A 12577-nucleotide genomic window follows, 5' to 3' on the forward strand; every position below is an offset into this window, starting at 1 on the left:
AGCCTCCCTGCGGTCTGGGGTTGCTTGTCAAGGCATCTTTCCCGCCTTGACAAGCAACCCCAGACCGTCAGCACAATCAAGCTTCGGGGTGCCCCACGCAACAACGATGCGCAACGTCGCCGCCAGGCGACGAGCCACCCCCTCCGCCCCGCACACGTGAAACCAATTCACCCCAGCGACATCCACCCCCCGATATCACCCCTTATGGGGTATTCCTCCCCAAGTGGATCTAGCTAACCGCCGCAAACGCTCCTAGCATGCCGACCATGGGGACCTTGCCGCCAAGGCGGGTAAATTGATTTCGCTGACCTTCCGGATCCTGGGGCCGCTGGAGGTCATCGCCGAGGGCCGGGCCGTACCGCTGGGCGGCCCGAAGCCCCGCTTGCTCCTGGCCGCACTGGCCCTCCAGCCCAACATCGTCGTGTCCACCGAAGCCCTGGTCGAAGTCCTCTGGCCGACCACCGCCCCGCGCTCCGCGGCCGCCAACATCCGCACCTACGTCCACTCCCTCCGCCGCCGCCTCGCCGAAACCTCCCCGGATCTGGCCGACCGCATCACCAGCCGAGCCTCCGGCTACCTCCTCACCGTCCCGGAGGACGAACTCGACCACCTGGTCTTCACCCGCCTCGCCACCCAGGCCTGGGAAACCCAGGACCATCCGGAAACCGCCCTGACCCTCTTGGACGAAGCCCACGCCCTCTGGCGCGGCGAAGTGCTGGAAGGCCTCCCCCACGACCCGACCTGGGGCCCCACCGTCGCCCGCCTGGACGAGCTGCGCCTGGCAGTGCAAGAACAACGCCTCCGCGCCCGCCTGACCCTTGGCCGCCACAACGAAGTCATCGCCGAACTCCGCGCCCTGGTCACTGAACACCCGCTGCGCGAAGAACTCTGGCACCACCTCATCACCGCGCTCCGCGACGCAGGCCGCTCCACCGAAGCCGCGGAAGCGTACGAACTAGTCGAACAAACCCTCGCCGACGAACTGTCCGCGAGCCCCGGCGCGGCACTCCGCGAACTCCGCACCACGCTCGAAGTCCCGTGCGCCAAGGTTCCGCCGATCTGCCAGCTGCCCCTGGACCTGCCAGATTTCACCGGCCGCGGCGAGGTAATCAAGCGCCTGGTCGCGAAACTCCGCCAGCACGCCGAAGCCGAACGCCCCACGATCGTCGTCCTGTCCGGCGCGCCGGGAATCGGCAAGTCCTCAATCGCCGTACGGGTAGCGCACGCGGTCCGCACCGTTTTCCCGGACGGGCAGTTGCATGTGGACCTGGCCGGAACCTCGTCGTCCCCGCGTTCGCCGATGAGCGTCCTGGCCGAACTCCTGCGCGCCCTGGGCATCCCGGATCCCGGCCTGCCCCGGGATCTGGCGGAACGCGCCGCGCTGCTGCGTTCCCAGCTCGCCGGCCGCCGAATGTGCGTCGTCCTCGACGACGCGGGCAGCGCCGCCCAAGTACGCCCGCTGCTCCCGGGCGCCGGCGCGTGCGCAGTGCTGGTCACCAGCCGGATCCGCCTGCCGGATCTGCCCGGCGCGGTCCCGGTGGACGTCGACCTGCTGCCCGAGCCGGAAGCCGCCCGCCTGCTGGAAGGCATCGTCGGCCACGAACGAGTAGCCGCCGAACCCGAAGACGCCGCCGCGATCCTGCGCCAATGCGGACATCTGCCGCTGGCGATCCGCGTCGCCGGGGCCAAACTGACCCACCGCCCGACCTGGTCCCTGCGCATCCTCGCCGACCGTCTCCACGACGAACACCGCCGTCTCGACGAGCTGCGCGTCGGCGATCTGGCCGTCCGGGCGAGCGTGACCCTGAGCTACGACCTCCTGCCCATGTCCGCCGCCGCGGCCTTCCGCCGGTTAGGCGCGCTGGGCCCGGTGCAATTCCCGGCCTGGGCAGTCGCCGCAGTCCTGGGCCGCGCGTCCGCCGACGACGTCCTCGACGTGCTCGTCGACGCACACTTGGTGGAACTCGTGGCCACCGACGTCGCGGGCCAACCGCGATACCGCCTGCACGACCTCCTGCGCGTGTACGCCGCCGAGCTGGCCGAGCCCGACGAAACCCGCAAGGCAGTCGGCCGTGTTCTGGAGGGATATTTAGCGCTGGCAGTGGAAGCCGCCGCACGAATGCCGATCCACTTCTTCGGCCAGTACCACGACGACACCGACCCAGCCCTGCCGCCGGAAGCGGACCGCCTGCTGACCGACCCCGCCGCCTGGTTCGCCGCCGAACGCGCCACCTGTGTCGCCGCCGTCGAGCTGGCCGCCGAACGCGGTTTCGACGACCTGACCTGGCGGCTCACCGCCGCCCTCACCCCGTACTTCGACCTCCGCGGCCACCAAGACGACTGGCACGCCACCCATCTGATCGCCCTGGAAGCGGCACGCCGAGCAGGCGCGCTCCGCGGCGAGGCCGTCGTCCAGCGCAACCTCGGTCAAGTCCTGCTGTACCAAGACAACGACGCGGACGCGATGGTCGCCTTCGAAGCCGCGCGCGAGCTGTACCAACGCATTGGCGATCAGCAAGGTCTCGGCGAGGCACACGCCGGCCTCGGCACGGTGTTACGGATGCAAGGCCAAACCGACCGCGCACTCGAGCCCTGTCACGAAGCACTCCGATTGTTCGGCGAAGCAGGCGACCCGCATGGCGAAGCGGTAATCCGGATCGCGATCGGGTCGATCTGGGTCGCGCGCAAGTGCTACGCGACCGCCCGCCGCTGGTACACCGACGCGCTGGAACTGTCCTGCGAGATCGGCGATCGGCACCGGGAAGCCCACGCGCTGCAACGACTCGGGCTTCTGCACCAACGCGAAGGCAACCTCGGCGAAGCGCGCGAACACGTCACGCGCGCCATCGCCGTGTTCACCGATCTCGGCGACGACCACTGCGTCGGCTACGCGAACCAGAACCTGGGCGAACTCTGCCTGTACAGCGGCGATCTCGCGCACGCGCAGCTGCTGCTGGTGAACTCGCTGAGCGTGCACCGCCGCAACGGAGACCGCCGTTCCGAAGCCCATGTCTCCCAGCTCCTCGGCGAACTCCACTCCGCGCTCAGCCAGCCCGAACGGTCCCGCAGCTACGTCGAACGCGCCCGGGCTATCCGCCGGGAGCTCTCCGCCGACGCCCCGGTCGACGACCGGCCGCGCAAAACCGGACCGCACCGGATCGTGTCCGCCTGACGCGCGGGCGAAGGTGCGCGGCCAATCCCGCGCGCCGGGCCACGATGCGCTGATGAACACCAGGAAAGCGGCTGGTCACGTCCTTCTCGCAGTGGCGGTTATCGCTTTGTCGACTCCGGCTCCCGTCTCGGCCAAACCCAAGCACGGCAGAAGAGTCCTGGAAAGACCGCTGACCTACCGCCTCTACGCGACCCGCGAGGGGCTCGTCGGCGGCACCACTTCAAGCGGGCACCGGATCACCGAACGGGACCATTTCGTGGCGCTTCCCTCGACGAAAACGGTGTCTTCCAAGGGAAGAGGGACCTTCACCGTCCAGGTGTGCCGCACCGACGGCGCGCGCTGCGAATACGCACCGGTGTGGGATGTCGGGCCGTGGAACGAACACGACGACTACTGGAACCCCGCCGAGCGACGCGCGCAGTTCGGTTCGCTGCCCCAAGGCGTTCCAGAAGCACAAGCGGCGTACCAAAACGGCTTCAACGGAGGCAAGGACGAACACGGCCGCACCGTGCGCAATCCAGCCGGTCTCGACCTGGCCGACGGCACGTTCTGGGACGGCCTCGGCCTCAAAGGCAGCAGCTACGTGGACGTCACTTTCCTCTGGACTGGCACCGCTCCGGCCGCCGGCGTGGTGACCGGCGGGGCTCCGCTGGTCGTGCGTTCGTCGGCGGACACCGACGCGCCGCCAGCCGGTTTGGCCGCCGATTCCGCACAGGTGCCGATCGAGTGTTCCGTGCGAGGCGAAGCGGTGGACGGAACCACGCGCTGGAACCGGATCGGCCCTGGACACTATGTGCCCGAGGCCTATCTCCGAGCCGATTCGCCGGTGCCGCCCTGCTGAACCTCAGTGCTGATGGTGGGCGTGCACGACCGCGTGCCCGCGACCGCGGCCGATCATCCACTTGTTGACCGGAACCGTGACCACGAAGGCGATCGCGAGCGACAAGGCCAGTGACAGCCAGAACAATCCGCTCGACAATCCCGCGTCCATCGCGCCCGGGATCGCCACGACGACGGTGTTGTCGATGACCTCCATGACCGCGATCGACACCGTGTCGGCGGCGAGCGCGACCTTGAAGGCGGCCCCGAGCGCGAGCCCCGACTTGAGCACGCCGCGCATAGTGAGGGCGTAGCCGAAGACGAACGCCAGCACGATGGACAGCACCACGGTGGCCGCGTTGTGCAGGCCGAACGCGGTGCCGAGAACCATGCCGAGCACTTCGCCGATGGCACACCCGGTGAGGCAGTGCAGCGTCGCCTGGGCGGCGGTGGACCAAGACGCTCCGTGCGGGTGCTCGTTCATGCGGTTGACTATACCCCTGCGGGGTATCAAGGGCGCAAGGTCGCCCGATGTGATGACCGTCGCCCGAAGCCCTCGGCAAATCGGTATAACCGGAAGGGTGGTGATCAACTCGGCGCGCCGTTGCGCCACCGCATTCGTCCTCGTTCTCCTCCTCGGAAGCTTCCTCACCGCTCCGGCCAGCGCGCAGTCGTCCCCGCTCAAGTGGGGCGAATGCCCGGCCGGGACACCCCGGCAAGTGTCGTGCGCGAGCCTGCGGGTGCCGCTCGACTACGCGAAACCGGACGGGAAGCAGATCACCCTCACCGTGTCCGGCATGGGCAGTCTCAGTGCGCCGCATTTCCTCCTGGTGAACCCTGGCGGCCCAGGCGCGTCCGGGCTCGGCACCGAGAAGCTCGTGTTCAGCCAATTGCCGCAGGACGTCGCGCAGCAGTACGCGGTGTTCAGCTTCGATCCGCGCGGAATCGGTGCGAGCACACCGGTTTCCTGTGGCGGCACCTCGAAACTCACGCCGCATCCGGCGGCGCCGTACCGGCCAGCCGGGCTTCAGCAAGAGCGCGAACGCGAAGACCTGGCCAAACAGATCGCGGCGCAGTGCGCGGAGAACGGGAAAGACCTGCTTCCCCACGTCACCACCGAGAACGCCGCCCGCGACATGGACCGGATCCGTGCAGCACTCGGCAAGGACAAGATCGACTACCTCGGTTATTCCTACGGCACCAAGCTCGGAGCCGCATACGCGACGCTGTTCCCGGCGCACACCGGCCGGATGATCCTGGACAGCGTCGTCGATCCGACAGTCACCACGTATCAAACGCAGTTCCAGCAAAACGGGGCCCTGCAGGCGCGCGCTGAGCAACTGTTCGCGTGGACCGCGGGGCGCGACAGCACGTATCACCTCGGCACCACCCCGTCCGCCGTGAAGGCTTCCTGGAACGAGCTGCGCGAGAAACTCGCGGCACCACCGGCGGACGGCAAGACCGGAGTGTCCGAATTGGACGATCTGCTGTCGTCCGCGATGTACGGCGACTGGGCCTGGCCGTCGCTGATGCAGGCGGTCGCGAGCCACCGGGGCGGGGATTCCACCGGGCTGAACATCGCCGCCGGACAGGCCCAGTACGCGGTCGATCCCGCCCAGCTCGCCTACAACTGCGCCGACGCGGGCTGGCCGCGCAACTGGGCGACCTGGCACGCGGACACCGCGAAGTCGGCCACGACCGCGCCGCTGTTCGCCTGGCTCAACAGCTGGTACAGCGCCCCGTGCGCGTTCTGGCGGGTCCCGCCGTCGCCGGAGGTCCGGATCGGCTCCGTGCCGGTGCCGCCGATCCTGTTGCTGCAAGGGAAAGACGACGCCGCGACGCCGTTGGCGGGCGCGCAGCGGATGCACCGGGTGCTGCGCGGTTCGAGCCTGCTCGTCGACGGCGGCGGCAACCACGCGGCCTACCTCAACGAGCCCAACCCGTGCGTCGACGACAAGGCCGCGCACTACCTGCTGCTGACCGGTGAACTGCCCGGGGACGGGACATGTCCGGCGGGCGGAGAGGGGGCTGCGCCATCCAGCGGTTGAACTCGTTTGCGTAACCGTTTGATCGCGTTCGGTTGACCCCCTGCCGTCACTGGCCCTACCTTCGGCTGCCAGGGCAAGTAGCCGGGGAACGGTGGGGGATGCGAGGGCGGACCAAAACGGTCGTGCTGGGTGCGGCGCTGGTGGCGACCGCGGCGGTGGTGGCGGCCAGTTGCTCGCCAGTCCTGTCGGACTCGGCTCCGGAGCCGGCGAAGATCGCTTTCGTGCCGAAGATCGGCGGGATCCCGTACTTCGACGCGATGAACGCCGGCGGCATACTGGCCTCCGAACGGCTGGGCGCGAAGTGGTTCACCCGCGCCCCGGCGACGGTCGACCCGGAGGCGCAGACGGCGATCCTGCGGCAGCTCATCGCCGAACGCGTCGACGTCATCGCGGTGGCCCCGAACGATCCGGCGGAGCTGGCCCCGACGATCGCGGAGGCGCGGGCGAAGGGCATCCACGTGCTCACCACGGACACCGACGCCGCCGATTCGCAGCGCGAGGTCTTCGTGAACCAGACGACGGCCGAGGGCATCGGTTCGGCACTGGTCGACTCGCTGATGAAGAAGACCGGCGGGGCCGGCGAGTACGCGATCGTCTCGTGCGGGCGGACCGCGGCGAACCTCAACTCGTGGATCGAAGCCGAGAAAGCCTATGCGGCACAACGCTATCCGCGTGCGAAGCTGGCCGAGACGGTGTACGCCGACGAGGACACCACCACTGCCACGAAGCTGGCGAAGGAGATCCTCAACCGGCATCCGAAGCTCATCGGGCTGATCGGCCAGTGCACGACGGCGACGCCGGGCATCGCACGGGCGGTGCGTGATCAGCAAAAGATCGGCCAGGTATTCACTGTCGGCACCGGCACGCCGCAGACGATGAAGCCGTACCTGGTCGACGGTTCCTGCTCCATGACGGTGCTGTGGAACGTCGAATCCCTCGGCTACCTGACCGCCTGGACCGCCGAGCAGCTCGCGACCGGCACCTCGCTCCGGCCCAGCAACAACGTGAGCCCGGAGCTTCCCGCGGTGCGCTACGACGCGGCCACCCGGACGGTCCTGCTCGGCGATCCCCTGCTGATCACGCAGAACAACGTGGATCAGTTCAAGTACTGACGCCGCTCAGCGCACCTCGATGGTCACCGTCAGCGTGCGCGTCCGCGCCGGCAGCTTCGTCATGTCCACCTGCAGGTACTCGCCGTCGTCCTGGCGGCCGTTCGGCTGTGTCTTGGCGTGCAGGGTGTACGGAGCCGTCGAGTTCGCGACACCGTCGATGCCGAAGTCGCTGTCGTTGCTGATCACTACGGTGCGGCCGCCGTCGGTCGTCGCGACGCCTTCCACCTTGTCATGGCCGAAGAAGCCGCCATTCGGATCGAGCCCGGTCACCAGCCCGCCGACGTCGAGGAACAGCTTCTTCGAAACCGGCGTCACGCCAACCTTCTTCAGAGCATCCGCAGCCTCGGCGGTGGTGGCCTTGCCGACGTACGCCTCGATGCTCTTGCCGCCGTCGACGAGCAGTCCGCCCTTGGCCGCGTCGTAGGTCGCGCCCGGCACCTTGGCCGCCGGGCCGAGATCAGTCGCCTTGCTCAGGTCGATCTCGAACAGCTTCTTGTACGCGCCGGGCTCGGCCTTGCCGTCGCGCTCGTCCACGAGGAACCGGGTCGCCGACAGCGCGGTGATCTCAGAGACCGCGGTGCCGGTCTCGTCCGGGTTGTCGAGCAGGTACGCGTACTCGTGCGTGGCGCGGGTCTTCAGATCGACCGTCACGATCCGCAGCGCCGGGACCTTGCTGGGCTTCTTCGCGAGATCCGGCTGCTGCAGCGCGGACTGCATGACGCCGACGAGCGTCCGGCCGTCCGGAGTGAGCGCGAGCCCCTCCATGCCCTTGTTCGGCACGCGGTTCTTCAGCTCCTTCGGCAGCGAACCGTCGAACGGCGAGAGCCGCTCGATCGCGCGACCGTCAGCGCGGAAGTGCGTGATGAACGGGCCGTACTCGTCGGACACCCAGAGCGTCCCGTCGCGCTGGGCGACCAAGCCCTCGGAGTCGTAGCCGTTCGGCGACGCGGGCAGTTTCTTGCCGCTCAGGTCCACGATCGTCTCGCCGGTGTTCGCGAGGGTGTTGACCTGGCCGTTGTACGGCGAACCATCGGCTGCGCGCAGTGGAATGTTCCGCTCCAGCACCGCTTTCCCGCCCTTGAGCCGGAACTTCCCGACGGCGGGCGTGAACGACGGGATCGGCTCCACTTTGGACCCGTCCGGCGCGTCGACGTTCGGGCCGCGGTCGGTGAGGCCGTAGAACTCGTCGCGCGAACCCGGCACCGGAGTGAGCGCGGAACCGTATCCGCCGCCGGTGATCTTGACGCCGCCGATCGTGCCGAGCGGCGGCAAGTCCGTCGGGTACAGCCGGACCGCGTCGCTGACGGTGTAGGTGAACGTGTCGCGTCCGGTGAACCCGGCGGCGGGCGTGTAGCGGAACGCCCCGTCCGGGCCGATGGCCAGCGCGCCGTGCCCGGGGTCGGTGTGCCGCACCACCGCACCGTCGCGCTGAGCATCGCCGCGTACCTGCAGCGTGTGCCCGGCCCGCACCCGGTAATGGTCGTCCGGACGGCCCTTGGCCTCGGCCGGGCCCGCGGCGGCCAGCGGCAGCACCAGCGCCCCGGCGACCAGCCCGATCTTCACGCGTTTCATCGGCGTTCTCCTCCTCTGGCGTCGTTTCGACGCCCGGGGAAGTCTTGACGGCCGAGTTGGACAACGGCGGTCATCGAGACGACTGCCGCGTTAACGAGCGCGCCGTGCTCGAGCCGCTACCGCACCTCCTCCGACGATCAGCAGGATCGCCGTGACACCCCAGCGACGCTGCTTCTTCACGTTGTTGCGCGCTTTCGTCGCGCGTTTCTCGGGAAGTTTCTGGCTCGCCTTCACCGGAGCGGCACGCGGCGGCGCGGGGGGTTGCGGCATCGGGATGGGCTGGATGAGTTCGTCCCGCGGCTGCGGGGGATGCGTCGGGGTCGGGGTGGGGGTGGGGGTGGGCACGATCGGATTCGGCTGGGTCTGCACCGGGGATGGCGGGGGCGGCGGGGGTGGCGGGGTTGAGGACGGGGTGGGGCTCGCCGAAGTCGACGGAGTCGGCGAAGGCGTGGGAGAAAGCGTCGGCGAGCGCGTGGGAGGAGGCATCGGAGACGACGACGGCGGCGGTGCCGAGGACGACGTCGTCGGAGGAGGTGGCGGCGGTGGCGGCGGGGGTGGCGGCTCTGCCGAGCACCCGGCACCGTCGGAAAGCACCAACGGCGGCCCAGTGCTCACCTCGACCGCGGAACCGCCGTCCATCCGGTACGTGACGCTCCGTCCGTCGATCCAGTTCGCTGTCGCGTAGAGCTTGTGGTCCGGCCCGAACACGACCGAACCGTAAGTCGCGTCCGGGAACCGCTCCCCTGGCACCTTCGCGACCTGTCCGCTCACCGGATTCACCGTGACCACCGTGCCCTCTGCCGTGGACGAAACCCCATACAGCAGACCGTCCTCGGGGTTGTACGCGAAATCGTCGACCCCCGAGGCGAGCCACCACGAATGCAGCAGCACCGGTCCGGTCGCGGTGAGATAACCGGGGCTGCGCGGGTCAACGTCCACTGTGTACAGACTGGTAGCCCGCTTCACGTACCAGGAGTTGCCGGACATCGCCCCGGCCGTCGCGCCGGTGATCCAGCTCCAAACTCCGTGGTGGGTGTCGCGGCCGACCGGGCCGAGATCGGTCAGCTCGCCGTCGGAGTCGATCCGCACCGCGTGCGAGCCGTCGCGGAAACGGCCGTCGGCGACGCCGTACGTCACATCCTGCGCCGCCGAATACGCGATGGCATTCAGCGCGAAAGGACTGTGGTGCAACAGATTCCGAGCGCCGGAGGGCAACGTCAACCGCACGATGTCGGACGACCACCTGTCGCGGCTTTCGACCTGCAGCACGCGGCAGGACGTCGCGGCCGCGCGCTGCCGCGCGGGAGCCAGCCAGCCGGACGCGACGAGCAGCCCGGCGACCGCGGCCGCGGCGGCCACCACAGTCAGGTACCGGGAACCTCGCACCGGTCAGCCGAGCCGCGAGATCGCACCGGTGAACGCGTCCGGATGCACGTTCGCGCCGCCGGCGTAAGGGTTCTGCAGCTGGTAGATCGCATAGAGCAGCAGGACGATCGTGCCCGCCAGCGTCGACACGATCACCAGGTGCGCGGCCATCCGGGTGCCGCCGAAGAGGTTCGGCAGCAGCACCGAGATCACGCTGCCGAGAATGAGCGCGAACCACATGACCGAGCCGACGCCGTCGGTTTCCGCGCCGGTGAGCCGGGTCTGCCGGGCCTGGTAGACCTGCCAGAGCTGGGCGGCGGCGTCCTTCTTGCGGTCGTTCGTCCAGTCGTCCCCGGCCTGCGCGCTGGCGACCACGCGGCGCATCTGGTCGAGCTGGGTCCAGCCGGTGTCCGGGATCGGCCCGTCGTCGATGAGCCGTGGCCATTCCTGCTTCGACACTGTCGTCGCATAAGCGATCGCGAGGTGCCGCACCTGTTCGCCGGTGTCCCCAGGCAGCGCCTGAGCCGACCAGGTCGCGGCGACCAGGCCTTCCGCCTCGGTGTAGGAACCTTCGCGGGTGGACATGACGGCGTCGAAGAGCGAGATCAGCACGAAGGCGACCAGGACCGCGTGCAGCCCGCCGACGATGGTGAACACCTGGCCCGCGGCGTCGTTGTTGTCGCGGCGGCCCTCGTCCCAGCCGAAGCGCCGGACGAGGTAGCCGATCACCGCGGCCGCGATCGCCGCGCCGACGACCCAGAACACCCCGGTCACGTAGACGTTCATCCGGTTCCTTTCGCGCGGGTAAATACGCTGGCCGACGCTATCCAGCCGATTCCGGAACGGACAACGGCGGAACGCGCGATTCAGCCTGGTGGCCGTCAGGCACCGCCGCGGTTCGCCGGATCGGAGCAGTGGCCGGATACCGGTTCCCCCGAATGCCCTTTCCCCGCAAGGGAAACGGTTCGGATCCCAACCCCGCGAACACGACCGGGTCACGACAGCAGACCCACCGTGACGCACTCCTGGTTGTCGACCTGACAACAGCACCGGCGATGTCCGAAAAGGAGCTTCGGCGAACAGGTGAACCGGACCCGGCTACCCGATCGAGTGATTGTCGGGGTGATCACACTTGCTATGTTGATCCGCGGCGCCGCTTTTCGATTCGCATTCCTTGCCCACTCCCGGAAAAACTGTGTCGCTCCGTGTTCCCGGGCGTTTTCGACGTTAGGTGGTTTCGCAGTGACCGTCATCGACCCCGCCGCACTGTCCACTTTGGCCGCCGCGCCGCGCAGGGAAGCGATGCGACGATGACGACGGTGGACGCCCGCACCGGCACCCGCTCCGTGGCCGAGGTGCTGGACTGGAGCCGCAGCCGGTGGGAACCGGCGATGCGGGCGGCGGTGGACCGGCTGCCCGTGTCGATGCGCCGGATCGCCGGCTACCACCTCGGCTGGTGGGACGAGACCGGAACCGCGACGAGCGCGTCCGGAGGCAAAGCACTGCGCCCGGCGCTGGCGCTGCTCTGTGCCGAGGCCTGCGGCGGAGACCCGGAGGACGCGATCCCGGCCGCGGTGGCCGTCGAACTGGCGCACAACTTCTCGCTGCTGCACGACGACGTCATGGACGGCGACCGCACGCGACGGCACCGCCCCACCGCCTGGACCGTGTTCGGCACCGGACAAGCCGTGCTGGCCGGAGACTCCCTGCTCGCCCTGGCCTTCGACGTCCTGTCCCCCGACGGCCCCGCCGCCGCGCGCTTGCTGAGCACAGCGGTACTGGACCTGCTGCACGGCCAGCACGAGGACCTGGCGTTCGAACAACGGACGAACGTCGAGGTCGCGGAATGCGTACGAATGGCCCAAGGCAAAACGGCGGCCCTGCTGAGCGCGGCGTGCACGCTAGGCGTGCTGGTGGTCGGCGGCCGCGGCGAACACGTCGAACGTTTCGGCCGCTTCGGCCGGTCGCTAGGCCTGGCCTTCCAACACGTAGACGACCTCCTCGGCATCTGGGGCGACCCAGCGGTCACCGGAAAGCCGGTCTATTCGGACCTGCGCAGCCGCAAAAAGTCGCTGCCGGTGGTCGCCGCGCTCACGTCCGGCACCTCAGCCGGACAGGAACTGTCGATGCTGTACCGGCAGCCGCTGGCGGACGATTGCCTAGCCAAAGCCGCGACGCTGGTCGACGAGGCCGGCGGCCGAGCATGGAGCCACGCCCAGGCGGACGAACTGCTCACCGACGCGTTAACCGCACTGACCGCCGCCAACCCGACCCCACGGGCTACGGCCGAGCTGACTGCTTTGGCCGAGCTGATCACCCGCCGGGACCACTGACCCGGGCGAACGCCTGACTTACCCCGGGCACTCGTCCAGGGCGATCGTCCGACTTACGCGGGCACCCGTCCAGGGCGATCGTCCAGGGCAACCGCCCTACCCGAACGCCCGCCCTAGGCGAACGTCCAACCAGAGCAACCGCCCTGCCCGGACACC

The 12577-nt window shown here is 69.0% G+C and carries 9 protein-coding genes; 5 read left to right on the forward strand and 4 right to left on the reverse strand.

The features are described 5' to 3' along the window. Nucleotides 1–295: 295 nt before the first annotated feature. The gene (locus ACZ7SW_RS16810; RefSeq protein WP_470231313.1) at nt 296–3172 is read left to right on the forward strand and encodes an AfsR/SARP family transcriptional regulator; all 2877 of its coding nucleotides are present in this window, start codon (nt 296–298) and stop codon (nt 3170–3172) included. 52 nt (nt 3173–3224) lie between these two features. Continuing rightward, the gene (locus ACZ7SW_RS16815; RefSeq protein ID WP_470231314.1) at nt 3225–4013 is read left to right on the forward strand and encodes a hypothetical protein; all 789 of its coding nucleotides are present in this window, start codon (nt 3225–3227) and stop codon (nt 4011–4013) included. Between the two features lie 3 nt (nt 4014–4016). Here ACZ7SW_RS16815 and ACZ7SW_RS16820 read toward each other — a convergent pair whose 3' ends face one another. Continuing rightward, a complete protein-coding gene (locus ACZ7SW_RS16820; protein ID WP_470231315.1) occupies nt 4017–4475 on the reverse strand; it encodes a DUF4396 domain-containing protein in 459 nt (152 codons plus the stop codon). Between the two features lie 97 nt (nt 4476–4572). Here ACZ7SW_RS16820 and ACZ7SW_RS16825 point away from each other — a divergent pair, with 97 nt between their 5' ends. After that, nucleotides 4573–6039 (forward strand): alpha/beta hydrolase, encoded by a 1467-nt coding sequence (locus ACZ7SW_RS16825; RefSeq protein ID WP_470231316.1) that lies wholly within the window; start codon nt 4573–4575, stop codon nt 6037–6039. A gap of 98 nt (nt 6040–6137) precedes the next feature. Beyond that, nucleotides 6138–7151 (forward strand): autoinducer 2 ABC transporter substrate-binding protein, encoded by a 1014-nt coding sequence (locus ACZ7SW_RS16830; RefSeq protein ID WP_470231317.1) that lies wholly within the window; start codon nt 6138–6140, stop codon nt 7149–7151. 6 nt (nt 7152–7157) lie between these two features. Here the strand turns inward: ACZ7SW_RS16830 and ACZ7SW_RS16835 are convergent, their stop codons facing one another. The 3 genes from ACZ7SW_RS16835 to ACZ7SW_RS16845 all read right to left on the reverse strand — a co-directional run bounded on the left by ACZ7SW_RS16835 (nt 7158) and on the right by ACZ7SW_RS16845 (nt 10874). Next, nucleotides 7158–8723 carry an esterase-like activity of phytase family protein gene (locus tag ACZ7SW_RS16835; protein ID WP_470231318.1) on the reverse strand — a complete coding sequence of 522 codons (1566 nt, stop codon included), beginning with the start codon at nt 8721–8723 and terminating at the stop codon, nt 7158–7160. Nucleotides 8724–8813: 90 nt separating this feature from the next. After that, nucleotides 8814–10109 carry a DUF6923 family protein gene (locus ACZ7SW_RS16840; protein ID WP_470231319.1) on the reverse strand — a complete coding sequence of 432 codons (1296 nt, stop codon included), beginning with the start codon at nt 10107–10109 and terminating at the stop codon, nt 8814–8816. A 3-nt stretch (nt 10110–10112) separates the two neighbouring features. Beyond that, nucleotides 10113–10874 (reverse strand): bestrophin-like domain, encoded by a 762-nt coding sequence (locus tag ACZ7SW_RS16845; protein WP_470231320.1) that lies wholly within the window; start codon nt 10872–10874, stop codon nt 10113–10115. Nucleotides 10875–11398: 524 nt separating this feature from the next. On the opposite strand from ACZ7SW_RS16845, the gene ACZ7SW_RS16850 reads away from it, so the two are divergent. Then, nucleotides 11399–12421, forward strand: coding sequence for a family 2 encapsulin nanocompartment cargo protein polyprenyl transferase (locus ACZ7SW_RS16850; RefSeq protein ID WP_470231321.1), 1023 nt, complete (start codon nt 11399–11401; stop codon nt 12419–12421). The last annotated feature ends 156 nt before the right edge of the window (nt 12422–12577 follow it).

Source organism: Amycolatopsis sp. NPDC114484 (assembly GCF_055633755.1).

Excerpts from the sequence above, each read along its gene's own strand:
- ACZ7SW_RS16815 (WP_470231314.1), top strand. The coding sequence starts at position 3,225 with ATGAACACCAGGAAAGCGGCTGGTCACGTCCTTCTCGCAGTGGCGGTT.
- ACZ7SW_RS16820 (WP_470231315.1), bottom strand. The coding sequence starts at position 4,475 with ATGAACGAGCACCCGCACGGAGCGTCTTGGTCCACCGCCGCCCAGGCG.
- ACZ7SW_RS16830 (WP_470231317.1), top strand. The coding sequence starts at position 6,138 with ATGCGAGGGCGGACCAAAACGGTCGTGCTGGGTGCGGCGCTGGTGGCG.
- ACZ7SW_RS16835 (WP_470231318.1), bottom strand. The coding sequence starts at position 8,723 with ATGAAACGCGTGAAGATCGGGCTGGTCGCCGGGGCGCTGGTGCTGCCG.
- ACZ7SW_RS16845 (WP_470231320.1), bottom strand. The coding sequence starts at position 10,874 with ATGAACGTCTACGTGACCGGGGTGTTCTGGGTCGTCGGCGCGGCGATC.
- ACZ7SW_RS16850 (WP_470231321.1), top strand. The coding sequence starts at position 11,399 with ATGACGACGGTGGACGCCCGCACCGGCACCCGCTCCGTGGCCGAGGTG.